Source organism: Cupriavidus sp. 05N40, assembly GCF_056397305.1.
This window is the reverse complement of record NZ_JBFTND010000107.1, coordinates 1-19,207: the sequence shown is the minus strand read 5'-3', so window position 1 is coordinate 19,207 and position 19,207 is coordinate 1. Positions and strand designations below refer to the sequence as shown.

Sequence of the window (19,207 nt, the reverse complement as noted above, 5' to 3'; positions counted from 1 at the left end):
ATTTCAAAAAGGGCGCGCCCGCCTTGTGCGGCGACGCCCCATCATCGGGAGACAACGTCATGAAAGGACTGCAGGACAAGGTCGCCATCGTCAGCGGCGGCGCCACCCTGATCGGCGCGGGCGTGGCCAGGGCCTTCGCCCAGGCCGGCACGCGGGTAGCCATACTCGACATCGACGCCGCCGGCGGCGAGCGCATCGCCGCAGAACTCGGCGAACGGGCGCTGTTCGTGCGCACCGACATCACCGACGACGTCCAGGTCGGTGCCGCGGTGGCGCAGGTGAAGCAGCATTTCGGCGGCATCGATTACCTGGTCAACCTGGCTTGTACCTATCTCGACGACGGCTTCAGGTCAGGCCGCCGCGACTGGCTTGCCGCGCTCGACGTCAACGTCGTATCCGGCGTGATGCTGGCGCAGGCCGTGCACGGCGTCATGCGCGAGCGCGGCGGCGGCGCCATCGTCAACTTCACCAGCATCTCGGCCAATGTGGCGCAGACCGGGCGCTGGCTCTATCCCGCCTCCAAGGCGGCGATCCGGCAACTCACGCGCAGCATGGCCATGGACCTCGCGCCCGACGGCATTCGCGTCAACGCCGTCTCGCCCGGCTGGACCTGGTGCCGGCTGATGGACGAGGTCAGCGGCGGCAACCGCGAGCGCACCGATCGCGTGGCGGCCGACTTCCACCTGCTCGGCCGCGCCGGCGAGCCCGACGAAGTGGCCCAGGTCGTGCTGTTCCTCTGCTCCGACCACGCCAGCTTCGTCACCGGCGCCGACTATGCCGTGGATGGCGGCTACGCGGCGATGGGGCCGGAGCAGAACGTCCCCGCGATTCCACGGCTCGCAGGCTGACGCCACGCAGCCCGAGGGCGGCCGGCACGAGCCGGCGCCGGACCGCCAATCCAGACCGTCATTCCAAGCGCGCTATCCGCATCGAGGAGATTGCCATGAGCCAACGCATTGCCATCGTGGGCGCCGGCCAGTCCGGCCTGCAGATGGCCCTCGGCCTGCAGGCCCGGGGTTACCAGGTGACATTGATGACCAACCGCACGCCGGACCAGGTCCGCGCGGGCAAAGTCATGTCCAGCCAGTGCATGTTCGACCGCGCCCTGCAGTGCGAGCGCGAACTCGGGCTCGGCTGGTGGGACGATACGTGCCCGCCCGTCGAAGGCATCGGCCTGGCGGTGCCGCACCCCGAGCAGCCCGGTGCGAAGCTGATCGACTGGGCCGCCCGCCTCGAGCGTCCGGCACTGGCAGTGGACCAGCGTCTCAAGATGCCCGCCTGGATGGAGGCCTTCGCGCAGCGCGGCGGCGACCTGCGTATCGCCGACGCCGGCGTGGCCGAGCTGGAGGCGCTGGCAGGCGAGCACGACCTGGTGCTGCTCGCCGCCGGCAAGGGTGAGATCGTGAGCCGCTTCGAGCGCGATCCCGCCCGCAGTCCCTTCACCGCGCCCCAGCGCGCGCTGGCGCTGACCTATGTGAACGGCATGCGGCCCAGCAGCCCGTACTCGCGCGTCGCCTTCAACCTGATCCCGGGCATCGGCGAGTACTTCGTCTTCCCCGCGCTGACGCTCAGCGGGCCCTGCGAGATCATGGTGTTCGAAGGCGTGCCGGGCGGCCCGATGGATCGCTGGGCCGAAGCCCGCACCCCGGAGCAGCACCTCGCCGAAAGCCTGCGCATCCTGCGCACGTGGCTGCCGTGGGAGGCGCAACGCTGCGAGGCGGTGACGCTGACCGACGAGCAGGGCATCCTGGCCGGCCGCTTCACGCCGACCGTGCGCCATCCTGTCATGACGCTGCCATCCGGCAAGCTGGTCTTCGGCATGGCCGACGCGGTGGTAGTCAACGATCCCATCACCGGGCAGGGCTCGAACAACGCCGCCAAGTGCTGCAAGGTCTACCTCGACGCCATCGTCACGCACGGCGAGCGCGCCTTCGATGCTGGCTGGATGGAGCAGACCTTCGCGCGGTACTGGCAGTACGCCGGCGACGTGGTGAACTGGACCAACTCCCTGCTCACGCCGCCRCCGCCGCATATCCTGTCGCTGCTCGGCGCCGCCGGGCAGGCGCCGGCACTGGCCGCGCGCATCGCCAACGGCTTCGACAATCCGCCGGACTTCTTCCCCTGGTGGGCGGATCCCACAGCCTGCCAGCAACTGATCGACCGGCATCTGCCAAGGGCGGCGTGAGATGGCGGTCGCCCAAGCGATGCACGACCCCCGGGCCCTGCGGCGCGCCTGCGGGCGCTATGCGACGGGCGTGGCGGTCATCGGCGCGCGCGGCGCTGGCGGCCGCCCGATCGGCCTTACCATCAACTCCTTCGCCTCGCTGTCGCTGGCGCCGCCGCTGATCCTCTGGAGCCTGGCCCTGCATTCGCCGAATGTCGCGCACTTCGCCGCTGGCGCCAGTTTCGGCGTCAGCATCCTGCGCGCAGGGCAGGGGGGACTGGCGCGCCGCTTCGCGACGCCGGCCGAGGACAAGTTCGCGGGCATCGCGCACCGGTGCTGCGAGCGCGGGGTGCCGTACCTGGAAGAAGCGCTGGCCACGCTTGCCTGCCGCGTCGAGCGCGCCGATCCGGTGGGGGATCACCTGCTGATCGTGGGCGCGGTCGAAGGGTTTGAGGTGGGGGAGGGGGACCCACTGGTGTTCTATGGCGGCGAGTTCGTCAGGGTCGGGCCGTAAGACCCTTGGGGAATCGCCGGCGGCGATGGGAGGCCCGGACCGGGGCCATCCGCGGCGCGAACCCCGCAACGCGGAGCCGGTGAGGAGCGAAAGCAGCACAATCGCGCCGCGATCCGACGGCAAAAGAGCGGGAAAACGCCATAAAGCAACACGCAGCCCCGCGCACCGTCACTACCTCCCACTCAAACTCTTGCTCTTTCCAAACCAGTCGGATATAGTGTAAGGCTACCCGTTTGTCTATGGGTAATCGGGCTGGCCATTTTGGCCATGCGCAGTCTTCTTTAGCGCAAGCCCTTGTACTGCAAACACACAGTTTTCGTGTATCAATCAGCCCCGGCCAATCGCAGCTGGGAATGGAGCAAACCATGAGCCTTGGCCTTGTAGGTCGCAAGGTTGGCATGACCCGTATTTTCACGGACGACGGTGATTCGATTCCCGTTACCGTGGTCGAGGTCGGCGACAACCGCGTGACGCAAATCAAGACGGACGAGACCGACGGTTATACCGCGGTTCAAGTCACTTTCGGCGCACGCCGCGCTAGCCGCGTCACCAAGCCGCTGGCGGGTCACCTCGCCAAAGCCGGTGTCGAAGCTGGCGAAATCATCCGCGAATTCCGTATCGATGCCGCTAAGGCTGGCGAACTGCAAACTGGCGGTTCGCTGTCGGTCGACCTGTTCGAAGTCGGTCAGAAGATCGACGTCCAGGGCGTGACCATCGGTAAGGGCTACGCCGGTACCATCAAGCGCCACCATTTCGCATCCGGTCGTGCCACCCACGGTAACTCGCGTTCGCACAACGTGCCGGGTTCCATCGGTATGGCGCAGGATCCGGGCCGTGTGTTCCCCGGCAAGCGCATGACGGGCCACCTGGGTGACGTCACCCGCACCGTCCAGAACCTGGAAATCGCCAAGATCGACGCAGAGCGCAAGCTGCTGCTGGTCAAGGGCGCGATCCCCGGTTCCAAGGGCGGCAAGGTCATCGTGACCCCGGCCGTCAAGGCCAAAGCCAAAGCTTAAGGAGCGAATCAATGGAACTCAAGCTCCTTCAGGACAATGGCCAAGTCGGCGCAGGCGTTGACGCCTCGCCCGAAGTCTTCGGCCGTGACTACAACGAAGCCCTCGTTCACCAGATCGTCGTCGCTTACCAGGCCAACGCTCGCAGCGGTAACCGTAAGCAGAAGGATCGTGAAGAGGTCAAGCACACGACCAAGAAGCCGTGGCGTCAGAAGGGTACGGGCCGTGCTCGTGCCGGTATGTCTTCCTCGCCGCTGTGGCGCGGGGGCGGCCGCATCTTCCCGAATTCGCCGGAAGAGAACTTCACGCAGAAGGTCAACAAGAAGATGTTCCGTGCCGGCATGCGCTCGATTTACTCGCAGCTCGCACGTGAAGGTCGTATCAACGTGGTGGAAGGTTTCACCGTCGATGCGCCCAAGACCAAGCTCTTGGCCGACAAGTTCAAGGCCATGGGCCTGGACTCGGTGCTGATCATCACCGACAGCCTCGACGAAAACCTCTACCTGGCTTCGCGCAACCTGCCGCACGTGGCAGTTGTCGAGCCGCGCCAGGCTGACCCGCTGTCGCTCGTGCACTACAAGAAGGTGCTGGTGACCAAGGCAGCCGTCGCGCAGATCGAGGAGTTGCTGAAATGACGCAAGTAGCCAAGAACGATCATCGTTTGATGCAGGTGCTGCTCGCCCCGGTGGTTTCCGAAAAGGCAACCCTGGTCGCCGACAAGAACGAACAAGTCGTGTTCGAAGTCGCTCGCGATGCCAACAAGGCAGACGTGAAGGCGGCGGTCGAACTGCTGTTCAAGGTCGAGGTGCAGTCCGTTCAGATCCTGAACCAAAAGGGCAAGCAAAAGCGCTTTGGCCGCTTCATGGGGCGTCGCAACCACGTGAAGAAGGCTTACGTTTCGCTCAAGCCGGGTCAGGAAATCAATTTTGAAGCGGAGGCCAAGTAATCATGGCACTCGTCAAGACCAAGCCGACGTCCCCGGGCCGTCGCTCCATGGTGAAGGTTGTTAACCCCAACCTGCACAAGGGCGCGCCCCATGCTCCGCTGCTGGAAAAGCAATTCCAGAAGTCGGGCCGTAACAACAACGGTCACATCACCACCCGCCACAAGGGCGGTGGTCATAAGCACCACTACCGCGTGGTCGACTTCAAGCGCAACGACAAGGACGGCATCGCCGCCAAGGTCGAGCGCCTGGAATACGATCCGAACCGCAGCGCCAATATCGCGCTGGTGCTGTTCGCCGACGGCGAACGCCGCTACATCATCGCCACGAAGGGCATGGTAGCTGGCCAGCCGCTGATGAACGGCTCGGAAGCGCCGATCAAGGCTGGTAACAACCTGCCCATCCGCAACATCCCGGTCGGTACCACGATCAACAACGTGGAAATGCTGCCTGGCAAGGGTGCCCAGATCGCCCGCGCCGCCGGCGGTTCCGCCGTGCTGCTGGCTCGTGAAGGCATCTACGCTCAAGTGCGTCTGCGCTCGGGTGAAGTGCGTCGCGTGCACATCGAATGCCGTGCCACCATTGGCGAAGTCGGCAACGAAGAGCACAGCCTGCGCGTCATCGGCAAGGCCGGCGCAACCCGTTGGCGCGGTATCCGCCCGACGGTGCGTGGCGTTGTGATGAACCGCCACGGGCGGCAAGGACAAGAAGCCCATCAAGACTTGGTCGCGTCGCTCGACCATTCTGCCGGAATTCATCGGCCTGACGATCGCCGTCCACAACGGCCGTCAACACGTGCCGGTGTACGTTTCGGAAAACATGGTCGGCCACAAGCTCGGCGAATTTGCGCTCACGCGTACGTTCAAGGGCCACGCGGCTGACAAGAAAGCGAAGAGGTAAGGTGCCATCATGGAAGTGAAAGCGATTCATCGCGGTGCCCGCATCTCCGCCCAGAAAACTCGCCTGGTCGCCGACCAGATCCGCGGTCTGCCGATCGAGCGCGCGCTCAACGTCCTGACGTTCAGCCCGAAAAAGGCTGCAGGGATCGTGAAGAAGGTGGTCGAATCGGCCATCGCCAACGCCGAGCACAACGAAGGCGCCGACATCGACGAACTGAAGGTCAAGACCATCTTCGTCGACAAGGCAACCTCGCTCAAGCGTTTCACGGCACGAGCAAAGGGCCGCGGCAACCGCATCGAGAAACAAACTTGTCACATCACTGTGACGCTCGGCAACTAAGGAGTCACGATGGGACAGAAGATTCATCCGACTGGCTTCCGTCTGGCCGTCAGCCGTAACTGGGCTTCGCGTTGGTACGCCAACAACACGAAGTTCGCCGGCATGCTGAAGGAAGACATCGAAGTTCGCGAGTTTCTGAAGAAGAAGCTCAAGAACGCTTCGGTTGGCCGCGTCGTCATCGAGCGCCCCGCCCGCAATGCACGCCTGACCATTTATAGCTCGCGTCCGGGCGTGGTCATCGGCAAGAAGGGCGAGGACATCGAACTGCTCAAGGCTGAGCTGCAACGCCGCATGGGTGTGCCCGTGCACGTGAACATCGAGGAAATCCGCAAGCCGGAAACCGATGCGCAGCTGATCGCCGACTCGATCACCCAGCAGCTCGAGCGCCGCATCATGTTCCGCCGCGCCATGAAGCGCGCGATGCAGAACGCGATGCGCCTCGGTGCCCAGGGCATCAAGATCATGAGCGCCGGTCGTCTGAACGGCATCGAAATCGCACGTACCGAATGGTATCGCGAAGGCCGTGTGCCCCTGCACACCCTGCGCGCCGACATCGACTACGGCTTCTCCGAAGCAGAAACCACCTACGGCATCATCGGTGTCAAGGTGTGGGTCTACAAGGGTGATCACCTCGGCCGCAACGACGCGCCGGTGGTGGAAGAGCCGCAAGACGAACGTCGCCGTCGCCCGGGTCGTCCCGAAGGCCGCCGCCGTGAAGGCGAAGGCCGTCCGGGCGGCAACCGCCGCGGTGGTGCTGGTGCCGGTGCCGGTCGCCGCGCTGGGCCTGGCGCAGATGCGAAGAGTGGAGAATAASRATGCTGCAACCTAAGCGCAGRAARTAYCGCAAGGAGCAGAARGGCCGCAACACGGGTAAGGCTACCCGTGGCAACGCCGTGTCTTTCGGTGAATTCGGCCTGAAGGCAATGGGCCGTGGCCGTCTGACGGCTCGCCAGATCGAGTCGGCACGTCGTGCGATGACCCGTCACATCAAGCGTGGCGGCCGCATCTGGATCCGGATTTTCCCGGACAAGCCGATCTCGAAGAAGCCCGCCGAAGTCCGTATGGGTAACGGTAAGGGCAATCCGGAATACTACGTGGCAGAAATCCAGCCGGGCAAGATGCTGTACGAAATGGATGGCGTGACGGAAGAGCTGGCACGTGAGGCGTTCCGCCTCGCAGCTGCCAAGCTGCCGATCGCCACCAATTTCGTGGTGCGCCAGGTCGGGACGTAAGGAGAGCAGGGATGAAAGCATCCGAACTTCGCGGCAAAGATGCCGCAGGGCTGAACCAGGAGCTCTCCGAGCTGCTGAAGGCCCAATTTAGCCTGCGCATGCAAAAGGCCACCCAACAGCTGCAGAACACCAGCCAGCTGAAGAAGGTGCGCAAGGACATCGCGCGGGTGCAAACCGTGCTGAACGAGAAGGCGACCACGAAATGACTGAAACTGCACAAACGGAATCGTCGCTTCGCCGCACTCTGGTCGGCCGTGTAGTTAGCGACAAGATGGACAAGACCGTCACGGTCCTGATCGAAAACCGCGTCAAGCATCCCCTGTACGGCAAGTACGTGCTGCGTTCCAAGAAGTACCACGCACACGACGAAGCCAACCAGTACAAGGAAGGCGACAAGGTCGAGATCCAGGAATCGCGTCCGCTCTCGCGGACCAAGTCCTGGGTGGTTTCCCGTCTGGTCGAAGCTGCGCGCGTCATCTAAAAACCACAAGGTTTGCGGTTGACTTGCGAGTCCAGGGTTATGTGCTATAATCCTGGACTTCCGCTTTGTTGCATTCGCCTTAGCTGTATCACCCCGGCGAATTGACTGAGCGAACCTAGGCCGAGCGGCTCCTGATTAACCATGTTCAGGCCGCCTGGTAACTACCGACTTCAAAGTTGATCAACCCAAACGGTTGCTGGCGCAAAGCCGGAGACCGACGGGACCAAGACTGACCGGCGGGCGTTGCCCGGTGGATTAAGTTGGGAAGATAACACCATGATTCAGACAGAAAGCCGGCTCGAAGTGGCCGATAACACTGGTGCGCGCGAAGTACTGTGCATCAAAGTGCTGGGTGGGTCCAAGCGCCGCTATGCGAGCGTGGGCGACATCATCAAGGTGACCGTCAAGGACGCAGCGCCGCGCGGTCGCGTGAAGAAGGGCGATATTTACAATGCCGTCGTCGTGCGTACCGCCAAGGGCGTGCGTCGCGCTGATGGTTCGCTCGTCAAGTTCGACAGCAATGCCGCTGTCCTGCTGAACACCAAGCTCGAGCCGATCGGCACCCGTATCTTCGGGCCGGTGACTCGTGAACTCCGTACCGAGCGCTTCATGAAGATCGTGTCGCTCGCGCCGGAAGTGCTGTAAGGAGCCGCCATGAACAAGATTCGCAAAGGCGACGAAGTCATCGTCCTGACCGGCAAAGACAAGGGCAAGCGCGGTACCGTGCAAGCCATGCTCGGCGACAAGGTCGTGGTTGACGGCGTGAACGTTGCCAAGAAGCACGCACGTCCGAACCCGATGCTGGGCACCACTGGTGGTGTGGTCGACAAGGTCATGCCGCTGCATATTTCCAACGTTGCGCTCGTGGATGCCAATGGCAAGCCGTCGCGCGTCGGCATCAAGGTGGAAGACGGCAAGCGCGTGCGCGTGCTGAAGACCACCGGCGCCGTCGTGGCAGCTTGATTCTGGGCAAGGATAGGAGTTGAGCATGACAGCACGTCTGCAAGAGTTTTACAAAGAACAGGTCGTACCGAAGCTGATCGAACAGTTCGGTTTCAAGTCGGTCATGGAAGTGCCGCGCATCACCAAGATCACCCTGAACATGGGCCTTGGCGAAGCCATCAATGACAAGAAGGTCATTGAGCTGGCCGTGGGCGACCTGACCAAGATCGCCGRTCAGAAGCCGGTGGTGACCAAGGCCAAGAAGGCAATCGCCGGCTTCAAGATCCGCCAGGGTTATCCCATCGGCGCGATGGTGACGCTGCGTGGCGAGCGCATGTTCGAATTCCTGGATCGTTTCGTCACCGTGGCACTGCCCCGCGTGCGTGACTTCCGTGGTGTGTCGGGCCGCTCGTTCGATGGTCGTGGCAACTACAACATCGGTGTGAAAGAGCAGATCATTTTCCCCGAAATTGAGTACGACAAGATCGACGCACTGCGTGGTCTGAACATCAGCATCACGACGACGGCGAAGAATGACGAGGAAGCCAAGGCACTCCTCGGCGCATTCAAGTTCCCGTTCCGCAATTAAGGGGTTACCGTGGCTAAATTGGCTCTGATTGAACGTGAGAAGAAGCGCGCCAAGCTCGTGGCAAAGTATGCCGACAAGCGCGCAACCCTCAAGGCCATTATTGACGATCAGGAAAAGTCGGAAGAAGAGCGTTATGGCGCACGTCTGGAGCTGCAACAGCTCCCGCGCAACGCGAACCCGACCCGTCAGCGCAATCGCTGCGCGATCACCGGTCGTCCCCGCGGTACCTTCCGCAAGTTTGGCCTGGCGCGTAACAAGATCCGTGAAATCGCCTTCCGTGGCGAAATCCCGGGTCTGACGAAAGCCAGCTGGTAATTACGCACAGGCTACAGGAGAAACAGTATGAGCATGAGCGATCCTATCGCCGATATGCTGACGCGCATCCGCAACGCCCAAGGCGTGCAGAAAGCGTCGGTTGTCATGCCGTCGTCGAAGCTGAAAGTGGCAATCGCCAAGGTCCTGAAGGACGAAGGCTATATCGACGACTACGCCGTGAAGGAAGAAGGCGGCAAGGCACAACTGAGCATCGGTCTGAAGTACTACGCCGGCCGTCCGGTCATCGAGCGCATTGAGCGCGTCTCGAAGCCCGGTCTGCGCGTGTACAAGGGCCGCAGCGACATTCCCCAAGTGATGAACGGCCTGGGCGTCGCGATCATCTCGACCCCGCAGGGTCTGATGACCGACCGCAAGGCACGTGCCACTGGCGTGGGCGGCGAAGTTCTTTGCTACGTCGCGTAAGGAGTAACCATGTCCCGTGTAGGTAAGGCTCCCATCGCGCTGCCCAAAGGCGCAGAAGTCAATGTGGCGGCTGGCGTGCTCTCCGTGAAGGGCCCGCTCGGCACGCTGWCSCAGCCGATTCACARCCTGGTGCAGGTCAAGGTCGAAAACGACACGCTGACCTTCGCCCCGGCCGACGAATCGCGCGAAGCAAACGCACTGCAGGGCACCATGCGCGCCCTGGTGGCCAATATGGTCAAGGGTGTGACCACCGGTTTCGAGCGCAAGCTGAACCTGGTCGGCGTGGGCTACCGTGCCCAGCTGCAAGGTGCTGCGCTGAAGCTCCAGCTTGGTTTCTCGCACGACGTGATCCATGCGATGCCGGAAGGCGTGACGGCGACAACGCCCACGCAGACCGAGATCATCATCAAGGGTGCGGACAAGCAGAAAGTCGGTCAGGTTGCCGCGGAAGTTCGCGCGTACCGTCCGCCTGAGCCCTACAAGGGCAAGGGCGTTCGCTACTCGGACGAGCGCGTCATCCTGAAGGAAACCAAGAAGAAGTAAGGGGTGCAATCATGAACAAGAAAGACGCTCGTTTGCGCCGTGCACGTCAGACCCGCGCCAAGATCGCGGAGATGAAGATCAATCGTCTGACCGTGTTCCGTACGAATTCGCATATTTACGCCCAGGTCTACTCGCCGTGCGGCACGCAAGTGCTGGCTTCGGCTTCGACCGTCGAGGCAGAAGTGCGCAAGGAACTGACTGGCAGCGGTGCTACCGCCGCCGCCGCGACCCTGATTGGCAAGCGCATCGCCGAAAAGGCGAAGGCTGCCGGCGTGGAAACCGTTGCGTTCGATCGCGGCGGCTTCCGCTTCCATGGTCGCGTGAAGGCTCTGGCTGACGCTGCGCGTGAAGCCGGTCTCAAGTTCTAAGCGCACATAGAGAGATACGTCATGGCAAAAATGCAAGCAAAAGTCCAGCAGGACGAACGCGACGACGGCCTCCGCGAGAAGATGATCTCGGTCAACCGCGTCACCAAGGTGGTGAAGGGTGGCCGGATTCTCGGTTTCGCTGCGCTGACTGTGGTTGGTGACGGCGATGGCCGCATCGGCATGGGCAAGGGCAAGGCCAAGGAAGTGCCGGTGGCAGTTCAGAAGGCAATGGACGAAGCCCGTCGCAAGATGGTCAAGGTCTCGCTGAAGAACGGCACGCTGCAACACGAAGTCGTGGGCAAGCACGGCGCCGCCAAGGTGCTGATGATGCCGGCCAAGGAAGGTACCGGCGTGATCGCCGGCGGCCCGATGCGCGCGATCTTCGAAGTGATGGGCGTCACCAACGTGGTGACCAAGTCGCACGGCTCGACCAATCCGTACAACATGGTTCGCGCCACGCTGGACGGTCTTCAGAAGATGAGCACGCCCGGCGAGATCGCCGCGAAGCGCGGCAAGTCGGTTGAAGACATCCTCGGTTAAGGAGTCGGACGAAATGTCGCAACAAACCGTAAAAGTGCAACTCGTGCGCAGCCTGATCGGCACGCGTGAGGATCATCGCGCCACCGTCCGTGGCCTGGGCCTGCGCCGCATCAACTCGGTGTCGGAGCTGCAGGACACGCCCGCCGTGCGCGGCATGATCAACAAGGTGTCGTACCTGGTCAAGGTTCTGGCCTGATACAGGACACGGAGAGCAAGATGCAACTGAACAACCTGAAACCGGCCGCCGGTTCGAAGCACGCCAAGCGTCGCGTCGGCCGCGGTATCGGCTCCGGCCTGGGCAAGACTGCCGGTCGTGGTCACAAGGGTCAGAAGTCGCGTTCGGGCGGCTTCCACAAGGTCGGCTTCGAAGGCGGTCAAATGCCGCTGTATCGTCGTCTGCCGAAGCGTGGCTTCACCTCGCTGACGAAGGAATTCACCGCCGAGGTGAGCCTGCGCGACATCGAGCGTCTGGAAGCTGCCGAAGTGGATCTGCTGGTTCTGAAGCAGGCTGGCCTGGTGGGCGATCTGATCAAGAGCGCCAAGGTCATCAAGGCCGGTGAGCTGACCCGCAAGGTGACGATCAAGGGTCTGGGTGCCACCGCTGGCGCCAAGGCTGCGATCGAAGCCGCCGGCGGTCAGATCGCGGCGTAATTTAGCAGCTGATTTCGCAGCATAGGCGAGTCACAGTCGGAGCATCGTTTGGCCACGGCGAAACCCAATGCAAGCACGCAAGCCAAGAACACGGCGAAGTACGGCGACCTCAAGCGCCGGCTGATGTTCCTGGTGCTGGCCCTGATCGTGTACCGCATCGGAGCGCATATTCCGGTGCCGGGGATCGATCCGGAACAGCTTGCGAAGCTTTTCCAGAGTCAGTCGGGTGGCATCCTCGGGATGTTCAACCTGTTCTCGGGCGGTGCGCTGTCGCGCTTTACCGTCTTCGCGCTCGGCATCATGCCGTACATCTCGGCGTCGATCATCATGCAATTGCTGACGATCGTGCTGCCGCAGCTGGAGTCGCTGAAGAAGGAAGGGCAGGCGGGTCAACGCAAGATCACGCAGTACACGCGCTACGGCACGGTGGTCCTGGCCACCTTCCAGGCGCTGTCGATCGCGGTCGCGCTGGAGTCTCAGCCCGGCCTGGTGATCGACCCGGGTCTGATGTTCCGGGCTACGGCGGTGATCACGCTGGTGACCGGCACGATGTTCCTGATGTGGCTGGGTGAGCAGATCACCGAGCGGGGTCTGGGCAACGGCATTTCGATCATCATTTTCGGCGGTATCGCGGCGGGCTTGCCCAACGCGATCGGCGGTCTCTTCGAACTGGTTCGCACTGGTTCCATGAGCATCATCGCGTCGATCCTGATTGTCGCGATCATCGCCGGCGTGACGTTCGCCGTGGTGTTCGTCGAACGTGGCCAGCGCAAGATCCTGGTGAACTATGCCAAGCGTCAGGTCGGCAACAAGGTGTACGGCGGTCAGTCGTCGCACCTGCCGCTGAAGCTGAACATGGCAGGGGTGATTCCGCCGATCTTCGCATCGTCGATCATCCTGTTCCCGGCGACCATCGCGGGCTGGTTCACGTCTGACTCGACGGGCGCTGCAGGCCGGTTCATCAAGGACCTGGCGGCAACGCTGTCGCCGGGCCAGCCGGTCTACATCCTGCTGTACGCTGCTGCGATTGTATTTTTCTGCTTCTTCTATACGGCTCTGGTGTACAACAGCCGTGAAGTGGCGGATAACCTGAAGAAAAGCGGTGCCTTCATTCCGGGCATTCGTCCGGGCGAGCAGACGACGCGCTACATCGACAAGATCCTTGTGCGTCTGACGCTGGCTGGTGCGATCTACATCACACTGGTCTGCCTGTTGCCGGAATTCCTGGTACTGCGCTGGAACGTTCCGTTCTATTTTGGCGGAACCTCGCTGCTGATCATCGTGGTCGTCACGATGGACTTCATGGCCCAGGTCCAGTCCTATGTCATGTCGCAGCAATATGAGTCCCTGCTGAAGAAAGCGAATTTCAAGGGTAATTTGACCTTGCGCTAAAGCCGGGTCGGTACGGGCTAGGTATGGCAAAAGACGACGTCATCCAGATGCAGGGGGAGGTCCTGGAAAACCTTCCCAATGCGACGTTCCGAGTCAAACTGGAGAATGGCCACGTAGTGCTGGGCCACATCTCCGGAAAGATGAGAATGAACTACATCCGGATTCTTCCGGGTGACAAGGTGACGGTTGAGCTGACTCCATATGATCTGTCACGCGCGCGTATCGTCTTTCGGACGAAGTGAAGCGAACAGGAATTGAAGGAAGAGGAAAATCATGAAAGTGCTGGCTTCTGTTAAGCGCATTTGCCGCAACTGCAAAGTTATCAAGCGCAACGGTGTCGTGCGCGTGATCTGCTCGTCGGATCCCCGCCACAAGCAACGCCAAGGCTAATCGTAAAGAGGATTGACGAATGGCACGTATCGCAGGGGTTAACATCCCGAACCACAAGCATACCGAGATCGGCCTGACGGCTATTTACGGTATCGGCCGCTCGCGCGCCCGCAAGATTTGCGAGGCCACCGGCGTTCCGTTTGACAAGAAGGTCAAGGACCTGACCGACGCCGACCTGGAAAAGCTTCGTGACGAAGTCGGCAAGGCCACGGTCGAGGGTGACCTGCGTCGTGAAACCACGATGAACATCAAGCGTCTGATGGACCTTGGTTGCTATCGTGGCGTCCGTCACCGCAGGGGTCTCCCGATGCGCGGTCAGCGCACCCGCACCAACGCCCGTACCCGCAAGGGTCCGCGTAAGGCCGGCGTGGCTCTGAAGAAGTAAAGCCGAAGGCAGAGGAAGAAACTAATGGCAAAAGGTCCGAATAACGCCGCCCAGCGCGCGCGTAAGAAGGTCAAGAAGAACGTTGCCGACGGCATTGCGCACGTCCACGCTTCGTTCAACAACACCATCATCACGATCACCGACCGTCAGGGCAATGCCCTGGCGTGGGCGACCTCGGGTGGCCAGGGCTTCAAGGGTTCGCGCAAGTCGACCCCGTTTGCAGCCCAGGTCGCAGCAGAGAACGCCGGCCGCGTGGCGCAAGACCAGGGCATCAAGAACCTGGACGTGCGCATCAAGGGCCCCGGCCCTGGCCGTGAATCGGCTGTCCGTGCGCTGAACGCGCTGGGCATCAAGATCTCGGTGATCGAAGACGTGACGCCGGTGCCGCACAACGGCTGCCGTCCGCCGAAGCGCCGCCGCATCTAAGCGACGCTGTCATACCCGGGTGGCCGGCGGGGTTTCTTGCCGGTGGCCCGGTGTGGTATCATCGCACGTTGACCTGCTGCATCAGCTTTGCGGCAGGTTTTCGTTTTGCGCCTTTGCGTTTGTCGGGTCGAAGTCTTGGTCCGCCGCCTGGCGCAGTAGCCAGTCATGCTTTTGCGTGCCCCTCCGGGAGCGCGCTGGATAAGCCCACCGTCTGCCACTCAGGCGCCCCCAAGGGGCGGAGAAGGCGGACTCGCGGCGCGTACACAAGGCGCCGCGATCGATCAGGAAGGAAGATAAAGTGGCACGTTATATCGGCCCGAAGGCCAAACTCTCCCGCCGTGAAGGCACCGACCTGTTCCTGAAGAGCGCACGTCGCTCGCTCGCCGACAAGTGCAAGCTGGACAGCAAGCCGGGCCAGCATGGCCGTACCTCGGGTACGCGCACCTCCGACTACGGCAACCAGCTGCGTGAAAAGCAGAAGGTCAAGCGTATCTATGGCGTGCTCGAGCGCCAGTTCCGCCGTTACTTCGCCGAAGCCGACCGCCGCAAGGGCAACACCGGCGAAAAGCTGCTGCAACTGCTGGAATCGCGCCTGGACAACGTCGTCTATCGCATGGGCTTCGGCTCGACCCGCGCCGAAGCGCGCCAGCTCGTGTCGCACAAGGCGATCCTGCTGAACGGTCAGGCCCTGAACGTGCCGTCGGCACAGGTCAAGGCTGGCGACGTCATCACCATCCGCGAGCAGTCGAAGAAGCAAGTCCGTATCGCCGAAGCGCTGTCGCTGGCCGAGCAATCTGGTTTCCCGCAATGGGTCGCCGTTGACGCGAAGAAATTCGAAGGCACGTATAAACAAGTGCCGGATCGCGCCGATATCTCCGGTGACATCAACGAAAGCCTGATCGTCGAATTGTATTCGCGTTAATCGCACGAATCTGTCCGACACCATCGAACGGTCAGGGGCTTGCGTTTCTCGTCAAGCTTCACATTCAGCCCGACGCGCTGCCGCGCGCCGGGCTTATTGCCCATCGTACGATGGGATTTTCAGGTTCCATACGTCAGCCTTATCGGTGTAACGAGCCGAGGGTATTGAAAAGGACAACCTAATGCAAACAGCACTCCTCAAGCCTAAAATCATCGCCGTAGAGCCGCTGGGCGACCATCACGCGAMGGTCGTGATGGAGCCGTTCGAGCGTGGCTACGGCCATACGCTCGGTAACGCCCTGCGTCGCGTGCTGCTGTCGTCGATGGTCGGCTATGCCCCGACCGAAGTCACGATCGCTGGGGTGGTCCACGAGTATTCCACCATCGATGGCGTGCAGGAAGACGTAGTCAACCTGCTGCTCAATCTGAAGGGTGTGGTCTTCAAGCTGCACAACCGTGATGAAGTCACGGTGTCGCTGCGCAAGGAAGGCGAAGGCGTTGTGACGGCTGYCGATATCGAGCTGCCGCACGATGTCGAGATCATCAACCCCGGCCACGTGATCGCTCACCTGTCGGCCGGCGGCAAGCTCGACATGCAGGTCAAGGTCGAACAAGGCCGTGGCTATGTGCCGGGCAACGTGCGCAAGTTCGGCGACGAAGCGGGCAAGGTCATCGGCCGCATCGTGCTGGACGCTTCGTTCTCGCCGGTGCGCCGTGTGTCGTACGCAGTGGAATCCGCTCGCGTGGAACAGCGTACCGACCTCGACAAGCTGGTGATGAACATCGAAACCGATGGCGTGATCTCGCCCGAGGAAGCGATCCGCCAGTCGGCCCGCATCCTGGTCGACCAGCTGTCCGTGTTCGCCGCGCTGGAAGGCACCGAGTCGTCGGCGGAAGCCGCTTCGAGCCGCACGCCGCAGATCGACCCGATCCTGCTGCGCCCGGTCGACGACCTGGAGCTGACGGTGCGTTCGGCCAACTGCCTGAAGGCCGAAAACATCTACTACATCGGCGACCTGATCCAGCGCACCGAGAACGAGCTGCTGAAGACCCCGAACCTGGGTCGCAAGTCGCTCAACGAAATCAAGGAAGTGCTGGCTTCGCGCGGCCTGACCCTTGGCATGAAGCTCGAGAACTGGCCGCCCGCAGGTCTGGAGAAGTAATTTCGCCGCGCGCGGCGGGGGGCAGGTCCCCGCGCCGCGCCGGTGATCCCGGCAGCCGGCATGTGCCGGCCGCTCCAATCGACTACCGGCCCGCGCCGAACCGGGGATTGACCCGGCCAAGCGATAGAAGAGCTGGTCAAACATTGCAATAAAGGAATCATCATGCGTCACCGTCATGGTTTGCGGAAACTGAACCGCACCTCGTCGCACCGTCTCGCGATGCTGCGCAACATGTCCAACTCGCTGTTCCAGCACGAGCTGATCAAGACCACCCTGCCCAAGGCCAAGGAACTGCGCAAGGTTGTCGAGCCGCTCATCACGCTGGCCAAGAAGGACACCGTTGCCAACCGCCGCCTGGCCTTCGCCCGCCTGCGCGACCGCGACATGGTCACCAAGCTGTTCAACGAACTCGGCCCGCGCTACAACGCTCGTCCGGGCGGCTACACGCGTATCCTGAAGTTCGGCTTCCGCCAGGGCGACAATGCGCCGATGGCGCTGGTCGAGCTGGTTGACCGTCCGGAAATCACCGAAGCCCCGGCAGAAGAAGCCGCGGAATAAGGTTGATGCCGTCCCGCCGCCTGCGACCATTGGTCCCCGGCGGCTGGCGCGGACACCGCTTACAATCGAGCCAGGCTAGATGCCTGGCTCTTTTGTTTTTGCGGCCCCCGGTTTGCGGGCCGCAAGCCTGGGGCCGGGTGGCGAGTGGGAGACGAGCGATGAGCGACAGCGAGACGATACTGGTGATGACGGCGTTGCCCGATGCCGAAGCCGCCGCGCGCGTGGCGCGCGCCGTGCTGGAATCGCGCCTGGCAGCCTGCGTGAACCGGCTTGCGCCGTGCGAGTCCGAATACTGGTGGCGCGGCGAGATCGAGACGGCGAAGGAGTGGCCGCTGGTGATCAAGACCACGCAGGACCGCTACGCGGCGCTGGAAGCCGCGATCCGCCTGGCCCACCCCTACGAGGTGCCGGAGATCGTGGCCGTGCCCGTGGTGGCCGGCTTCGCGCCCTACCTGGCCTGGGTCGCCGAGGAAACGGGTGCGGCCCCGGCCGGTGACGAGCGGGCATAGCAACGCCGGGCGGCCGTGATGCCGATCGCCGCGCGGCAAGACCAACGATATTTTCAAGGACGGAGCATGGGTTTCGCAGTGGAGTCGGGCGCGTTGGGCCGCCAGCCGGCAACAACGGTGGTGCGGCAAAATGCCGCAGTGCGCTTGCTGTTCTCGCTGCTGGCCATGCTGTGGCTCTGCTTCGGCGGTATCGCGCATGCGGCCTCGGAGGAAGACTTCCTGCCGCCGGAACAGGCGTTCCGCTTCGCCGCGCGCCAGGTCGACGCGCAGACCATCGAGGTCCGCTTCGACGTGGCCGACGGCTACTACCTCTACCGCGACCGTTTTGCCTTTGCCGCGCAACCGGCATCGGTCAAGCTGGGCGCGCCTGCGTTTCCGCCGGGCAAGGTCAAGTTCGACGAGACCTTCGGCAAGGAGATGGAGACCTATCACGGTGGCCTGACCATTCGCGTGCCGGTCGAAGCCGCGCCCGCCGATGGCAAGTGGTCGCTGGTGGTGACCTCGCAGGGCTGCGCCGACAAGGGCTTGTGCTATCCGCCGATGGAGAGTGTCTTCAAGGTGGGCGGTGGTGCGCTCGACGGCCTGTTTGGCAAGACTGCGAAGGCGGATTCGACTCCTGCCGGCGTACCCGCCCCTGCGGGGACGGCCAGGAGCGCTGGCAACGCCAGCGCCGCGGCCGACGCGGCTGCCGCCCCCCTGTCGGGCCCGGCCGACGAGAACGACCGCATCGCGGGCGCGCTGGCCAGCCGCAATCTCGGCCTGATCGCTGCACTGTTCTTCGGCCTCGGCGTGCTGCTGACCTTCACCCCCTGCGTGCTGCCGATGGTGCCGATCCTGTCCTCCATCGTGGTGGGCGAGCACGTCACGCGCGGCCGTGCGCTGCTGGTGTCCCTGGCCTATGTGTTCGGCATGGCGGTGGTCTACACCGGCGTCGGGGTGGCCGCCGGGGTGCTCGGCGAAGGCTTGTCCGCCGCGCTGCAGGCCCCGTGGGTGCTGGCATTGTTCGCCGCGCTGATGGTGGGCCTGTCGCTGTCCATGTTCGGCCTCTACGAACTGCAGTTGCCGCAGCGCTGGCAGACCCGGCTGACGGCATCGTCCAACCGGCGCCAGGGCGGGCAGCTGGCCGGCGCCGCCGCCATGGGCGCAATCTCCGCGCTGATCGTCGGCCCCTGCGTGACCGCGCCGCTGGCCGGCGCGCTGGCCTATATCGCGCGTACCGGCGACGCCATGACCGGTGGCGCGGCGCTGTTCGCCATGGCGCTCGGCATGGGCCTGCCGCTGGTGCTGGTGGGCGTTGGCGCGGGTAACCTGCTGCCTCGCGCCGGGYGCTGGATGGAGATGACCAAGCGCTTCTTCGGTTTTCTGCTGCTGGGCGTGGCGCTGTGGATGGTCAGCCCGGTCCTGCCAGCCTGGGTGCTGATGACGGGGTGGGCTGCCCTGCTGCTGGTGGGCGCCGTGTTCCTGAGCGCCTTCGAGGCGCTCGGCCCGGATGCGCATGGCCTGGCC

At 63.0% G+C, this 19,207-nt stretch carries 31 protein-coding genes and 2 pseudogenes; all 33 read left to right on the top strand.

Annotation, left to right across the window (positions count from 1 at the left end; genetic code table 11):
* The first annotated feature begins 59 nt into the window (after positions 1–59).
* Complete coding sequence (locus AC1DO7_RS23610; RefSeq protein WP_441617934.1) at positions 60–848, top strand: SDR family oxidoreductase; 789 nt, start codon at positions 60–62, stop codon at positions 846–848.
* 95 nt (positions 849–943) lie between these two features.
* Positions 944–2,185 (top strand): styrene monooxygenase/indole monooxygenase family protein, encoded by a 1,242-nt coding sequence (locus AC1DO7_RS23605; RefSeq protein ID WP_441617936.1) that lies wholly within the window; start codon positions 944–946, stop codon positions 2,183–2,185.
* Between the two features lies 1 nt (position 2,186).
* Positions 2,187–2,678, top strand: a complete 492-nt coding sequence (locus tag AC1DO7_RS23600) for a flavin reductase family protein (RefSeq protein WP_441617938.1) — start codon at positions 2,187–2,189, stop codon at positions 2,676–2,678.
* 365 nt (positions 2,679–3,043) lie between these two features.
* A complete protein-coding gene (gene rplC, locus AC1DO7_RS23595) occupies positions 3,044–3,694 on the top strand; it encodes a 50S ribosomal protein L3 (protein WP_441617940.1) in 651 nt (216 codons plus the stop codon).
* A gap of 11 nt (positions 3,695–3,705) precedes the next feature.
* Positions 3,706–4,326, top strand: coding sequence for a 50S ribosomal protein L4 (rplD, locus tag AC1DO7_RS23590; RefSeq protein ID WP_441617942.1), 621 nt, complete (start codon positions 3,706–3,708; stop codon positions 4,324–4,326).
* Positions 4,323–4,637, top strand: coding sequence for a 50S ribosomal protein L23 (rplW, locus tag AC1DO7_RS23585; RefSeq protein ID WP_006160473.1), 315 nt, complete (start codon positions 4,323–4,325; stop codon positions 4,635–4,637). The genes rplD and rplW overlap by 4 nt, the downstream gene beginning before the upstream one ends.
* 2 nt (positions 4,638–4,639) lie before the next feature.
* Positions 4,640–5,320 (top strand): annotated as a pseudogene (rplB, locus tag AC1DO7_RS23580) (50S ribosomal protein L2); the annotation flags it as partial.
* Between the two features lies 1 nt (position 5,321).
* Positions 5,322–5,534, top strand: a pseudogene (gene rpsS / locus AC1DO7_RS23575) (30S ribosomal protein S19); the annotation flags it as partial.
* A gap of 9 nt (positions 5,535–5,543) precedes the next feature.
* Positions 5,544–5,873, top strand: coding sequence for a 50S ribosomal protein L22 (gene rplV, locus AC1DO7_RS23570; protein ID WP_020203852.1), 330 nt, complete (start codon positions 5,544–5,546; stop codon positions 5,871–5,873).
* A 9-nt stretch (positions 5,874–5,882) separates the two neighbouring features.
* Positions 5,883–6,686, top strand: coding sequence for a 30S ribosomal protein S3 (gene rpsC / locus AC1DO7_RS23565; protein WP_441617947.1), 804 nt, complete (start codon positions 5,883–5,885; stop codon positions 6,684–6,686).
* Positions 6,687–6,688: 2 nt separating this feature from the next.
* Positions 6,689–7,105, top strand: a complete 417-nt coding sequence (rplP, locus tag AC1DO7_RS23560) for a 50S ribosomal protein L16 (protein WP_006160465.1) — start codon at positions 6,689–6,691, stop codon at positions 7,103–7,105.
* A gap of 11 nt (positions 7,106–7,116) precedes the next feature.
* The gene (gene rpmC / locus AC1DO7_RS23555; RefSeq protein WP_020203850.1) at positions 7,117–7,311 is read left to right on the top strand and encodes a 50S ribosomal protein L29; all 195 of its coding nucleotides are present in this window, start codon (positions 7,117–7,119) and stop codon (positions 7,309–7,311) included.
* The gene (gene rpsQ / locus AC1DO7_RS23550) at positions 7,308–7,586 is read left to right on the top strand and encodes a 30S ribosomal protein S17 (RefSeq protein ID WP_020203849.1); all 279 of its coding nucleotides are present in this window, start codon (positions 7,308–7,310) and stop codon (positions 7,584–7,586) included. The genes rpmC and rpsQ overlap by 4 nt, the downstream gene beginning before the upstream one ends.
* A gap of 276 nt (positions 7,587–7,862) precedes the next feature.
* Positions 7,863–8,231: a 50S ribosomal protein L14 gene (gene rplN / locus AC1DO7_RS23545; protein ID WP_017225233.1), complete on the top strand. Its 369-nt coding sequence runs from the start codon at positions 7,863–7,865 to the stop codon at positions 8,229–8,231.
* Positions 8,232–8,240: 9 nt separating this feature from the next.
* Positions 8,241–8,549, top strand: coding sequence for a 50S ribosomal protein L24 (gene rplX, locus AC1DO7_RS23540; protein WP_441617949.1), 309 nt, complete (start codon positions 8,241–8,243; stop codon positions 8,547–8,549).
* Positions 8,550–8,574: 25 nt separating this feature from the next.
* Positions 8,575–9,117 carry a 50S ribosomal protein L5 gene (gene rplE, locus AC1DO7_RS23535; RefSeq protein ID WP_477116627.1) on the top strand — a complete coding sequence of 181 codons (543 nt, stop codon included), beginning with the start codon at positions 8,575–8,577 and terminating at the stop codon, positions 9,115–9,117.
* A 9-nt stretch (positions 9,118–9,126) separates the two neighbouring features.
* Positions 9,127–9,432, top strand: coding sequence for a 30S ribosomal protein S14 (gene rpsN / locus AC1DO7_RS23530; protein ID WP_035807814.1), 306 nt, complete (start codon positions 9,127–9,129; stop codon positions 9,430–9,432).
* A gap of 27 nt (positions 9,433–9,459) precedes the next feature.
* Entirely contained in the window at positions 9,460–9,855 is a 396-nt protein-coding gene (gene rpsH / locus AC1DO7_RS23525) for a 30S ribosomal protein S8 (protein WP_017225229.1), read from the top strand.
* Between the two features lie 9 nt (positions 9,856–9,864).
* On the top strand, positions 9,865–10,398 hold the full coding sequence (gene rplF / locus AC1DO7_RS23520) for a 50S ribosomal protein L6 (protein WP_477116626.1): 534 nt from the start codon (positions 9,865–9,867) through the stop codon (positions 10,396–10,398).
* An 11-nt stretch (positions 10,399–10,409) separates the two neighbouring features.
* Positions 10,410–10,766: a 50S ribosomal protein L18 gene (gene rplR, locus AC1DO7_RS23515; RefSeq protein WP_441617956.1), complete on the top strand. Its 357-nt coding sequence runs from the start codon at positions 10,410–10,412 to the stop codon at positions 10,764–10,766.
* Positions 10,767–10,787: 21 nt separating this feature from the next.
* Entirely contained in the window at positions 10,788–11,306 is a 519-nt protein-coding gene (gene rpsE / locus AC1DO7_RS23510; protein ID WP_006160449.1) for a 30S ribosomal protein S5, read from the top strand.
* Positions 11,307–11,319: 13 nt separating this feature from the next.
* Positions 11,320–11,502: a 50S ribosomal protein L30 gene (gene rpmD / locus AC1DO7_RS23505; RefSeq protein WP_006160440.1), complete on the top strand. Its 183-nt coding sequence runs from the start codon at positions 11,320–11,322 to the stop codon at positions 11,500–11,502.
* A 20-nt stretch (positions 11,503–11,522) separates the two neighbouring features.
* Complete coding sequence (rplO, locus tag AC1DO7_RS23500) at positions 11,523–11,957, top strand: 50S ribosomal protein L15 (RefSeq protein ID WP_441617958.1); 435 nt, start codon at positions 11,523–11,525, stop codon at positions 11,955–11,957.
* 48 nt (positions 11,958–12,005) lie between these two features.
* Positions 12,006–13,349, top strand: a complete 1,344-nt coding sequence (gene secY, locus AC1DO7_RS23495) for a preprotein translocase subunit SecY (RefSeq protein ID WP_020203843.1) — start codon at positions 12,006–12,008, stop codon at positions 13,347–13,349.
* Between the two features lie 23 nt (positions 13,350–13,372).
* The gene (infA, locus tag AC1DO7_RS23490; RefSeq protein WP_010812378.1) at positions 13,373–13,591 is read left to right on the top strand and encodes a translation initiation factor IF-1; all 219 of its coding nucleotides are present in this window, start codon (positions 13,373–13,375) and stop codon (positions 13,589–13,591) included.
* A 31-nt stretch (positions 13,592–13,622) separates the two neighbouring features.
* Entirely contained in the window at positions 13,623–13,739 is a 117-nt protein-coding gene (gene rpmJ, locus AC1DO7_RS23485; RefSeq protein ID WP_006160433.1) for a 50S ribosomal protein L36, read from the top strand.
* A gap of 19 nt (positions 13,740–13,758) precedes the next feature.
* On the top strand, positions 13,759–14,124 hold the full coding sequence (gene rpsM / locus AC1DO7_RS23480; RefSeq protein WP_020203842.1) for a 30S ribosomal protein S13: 366 nt from the start codon (positions 13,759–13,761) through the stop codon (positions 14,122–14,124).
* Between the two features lie 24 nt (positions 14,125–14,148).
* Positions 14,149–14,550 carry a 30S ribosomal protein S11 gene (rpsK, locus tag AC1DO7_RS23475; RefSeq protein WP_017225223.1) on the top strand — a complete coding sequence of 134 codons (402 nt, stop codon included), beginning with the start codon at positions 14,149–14,151 and terminating at the stop codon, positions 14,548–14,550.
* Between the two features lie 298 nt (positions 14,551–14,848).
* Positions 14,849–15,472: a 30S ribosomal protein S4 gene (rpsD, locus tag AC1DO7_RS23470; RefSeq protein ID WP_441617961.1), complete on the top strand. Its 624-nt coding sequence runs from the start codon at positions 14,849–14,851 to the stop codon at positions 15,470–15,472.
* A 181-nt stretch (positions 15,473–15,653) separates the two neighbouring features.
* Entirely contained in the window at positions 15,654–16,634 is a 981-nt protein-coding gene (locus tag AC1DO7_RS23465) for a DNA-directed RNA polymerase subunit alpha (RefSeq protein ID WP_477116625.1), read from the top strand.
* Between the two features lie 162 nt (positions 16,635–16,796).
* Positions 16,797–17,192: a 50S ribosomal protein L17 gene (rplQ, locus tag AC1DO7_RS23460; RefSeq protein WP_130393142.1), complete on the top strand. Its 396-nt coding sequence runs from the start codon at positions 16,797–16,799 to the stop codon at positions 17,190–17,192.
* Between the two features lie 158 nt (positions 17,193–17,350).
* Complete coding sequence (gene cutA / locus AC1DO7_RS23455) at positions 17,351–17,701, top strand: divalent-cation tolerance protein CutA (protein ID WP_441617965.1); 351 nt, start codon at positions 17,351–17,353, stop codon at positions 17,699–17,701.
* 165 nt (positions 17,702–17,866) lie between these two features.
* On the top strand, positions 17,867–19,207 hold a 1,341-nt coding region (dsbD, locus tag AC1DO7_RS23450; protein WP_477116632.1), incomplete at its 3' end, for a protein-disulfide reductase DsbD.

What these genes read in the sequence shown, in the direction of transcription:
- AC1DO7_RS23610 (WP_441617934.1), top strand. Translation starts at nt 60, where the DNA reads ATGAAAGGACTGCAGGACAAGGTCGCCATCGTCAGCGGCGGCGCCACC.
- AC1DO7_RS23600 (WP_441617938.1), top strand. Translation starts at nt 2,187, where the DNA reads ATGGCGGTCGCCCAAGCGATGCACGACCCCCGGGCCCTGCGGCGCGCC.
- rplC (WP_441617940.1), top strand. Translation starts at nt 3,044, where the DNA reads ATGAGCCTTGGCCTTGTAGGTCGCAAGGTTGGCATGACCCGTATTTTC.
- rplD (WP_441617942.1), top strand. Translation starts at nt 3,706, where the DNA reads ATGGAACTCAAGCTCCTTCAGGACAATGGCCAAGTCGGCGCAGGCGTT.
- rplW (WP_006160473.1), top strand. Translation starts at nt 4,323, where the DNA reads ATGACGCAAGTAGCCAAGAACGATCATCGTTTGATGCAGGTGCTGCTC.
- rplV (WP_020203852.1), top strand. Translation starts at nt 5,544, where the DNA reads ATGGAAGTGAAAGCGATTCATCGCGGTGCCCGCATCTCCGCCCAGAAA.
- rpsC (WP_441617947.1), top strand. Translation starts at nt 5,883, where the DNA reads ATGGGACAGAAGATTCATCCGACTGGCTTCCGTCTGGCCGTCAGCCGT.
- rpmC (WP_020203850.1), top strand. Translation starts at nt 7,117, where the DNA reads ATGAAAGCATCCGAACTTCGCGGCAAAGATGCCGCAGGGCTGAACCAG.
- rpsQ (WP_020203849.1), top strand. Translation starts at nt 7,308, where the DNA reads ATGACTGAAACTGCACAAACGGAATCGTCGCTTCGCCGCACTCTGGTC.
- rplN (WP_017225233.1), top strand. Translation starts at nt 7,863, where the DNA reads ATGATTCAGACAGAAAGCCGGCTCGAAGTGGCCGATAACACTGGTGCG.
- rplX (WP_441617949.1), top strand. Translation starts at nt 8,241, where the DNA reads ATGAACAAGATTCGCAAAGGCGACGAAGTCATCGTCCTGACCGGCAAA.
- rpsH (WP_017225229.1), top strand. Translation starts at nt 9,460, where the DNA reads ATGAGCATGAGCGATCCTATCGCCGATATGCTGACGCGCATCCGCAAC.
- rplR (WP_441617956.1), top strand. Translation starts at nt 10,410, where the DNA reads ATGAACAAGAAAGACGCTCGTTTGCGCCGTGCACGTCAGACCCGCGCC.
- rpsE (WP_006160449.1), top strand. Translation starts at nt 10,788, where the DNA reads ATGGCAAAAATGCAAGCAAAAGTCCAGCAGGACGAACGCGACGACGGC.
- rpmD (WP_006160440.1), top strand. Translation starts at nt 11,320, where the DNA reads ATGTCGCAACAAACCGTAAAAGTGCAACTCGTGCGCAGCCTGATCGGC.
- rplO (WP_441617958.1), top strand. Translation starts at nt 11,523, where the DNA reads ATGCAACTGAACAACCTGAAACCGGCCGCCGGTTCGAAGCACGCCAAG.
- infA (WP_010812378.1), top strand. Translation starts at nt 13,373, where the DNA reads ATGGCAAAAGACGACGTCATCCAGATGCAGGGGGAGGTCCTGGAAAAC.
- rpmJ (WP_006160433.1), top strand. Translation starts at nt 13,623, where the DNA reads ATGAAAGTGCTGGCTTCTGTTAAGCGCATTTGCCGCAACTGCAAAGTT.
- rpsM (WP_020203842.1), top strand. Translation starts at nt 13,759, where the DNA reads ATGGCACGTATCGCAGGGGTTAACATCCCGAACCACAAGCATACCGAG.
- rpsK (WP_017225223.1), top strand. Translation starts at nt 14,149, where the DNA reads ATGGCAAAAGGTCCGAATAACGCCGCCCAGCGCGCGCGTAAGAAGGTC.
- rplQ (WP_130393142.1), top strand. Translation starts at nt 16,797, where the DNA reads ATGCGTCACCGTCATGGTTTGCGGAAACTGAACCGCACCTCGTCGCAC.
- cutA (WP_441617965.1), top strand. Translation starts at nt 17,351, where the DNA reads ATGAGCGACAGCGAGACGATACTGGTGATGACGGCGTTGCCCGATGCC.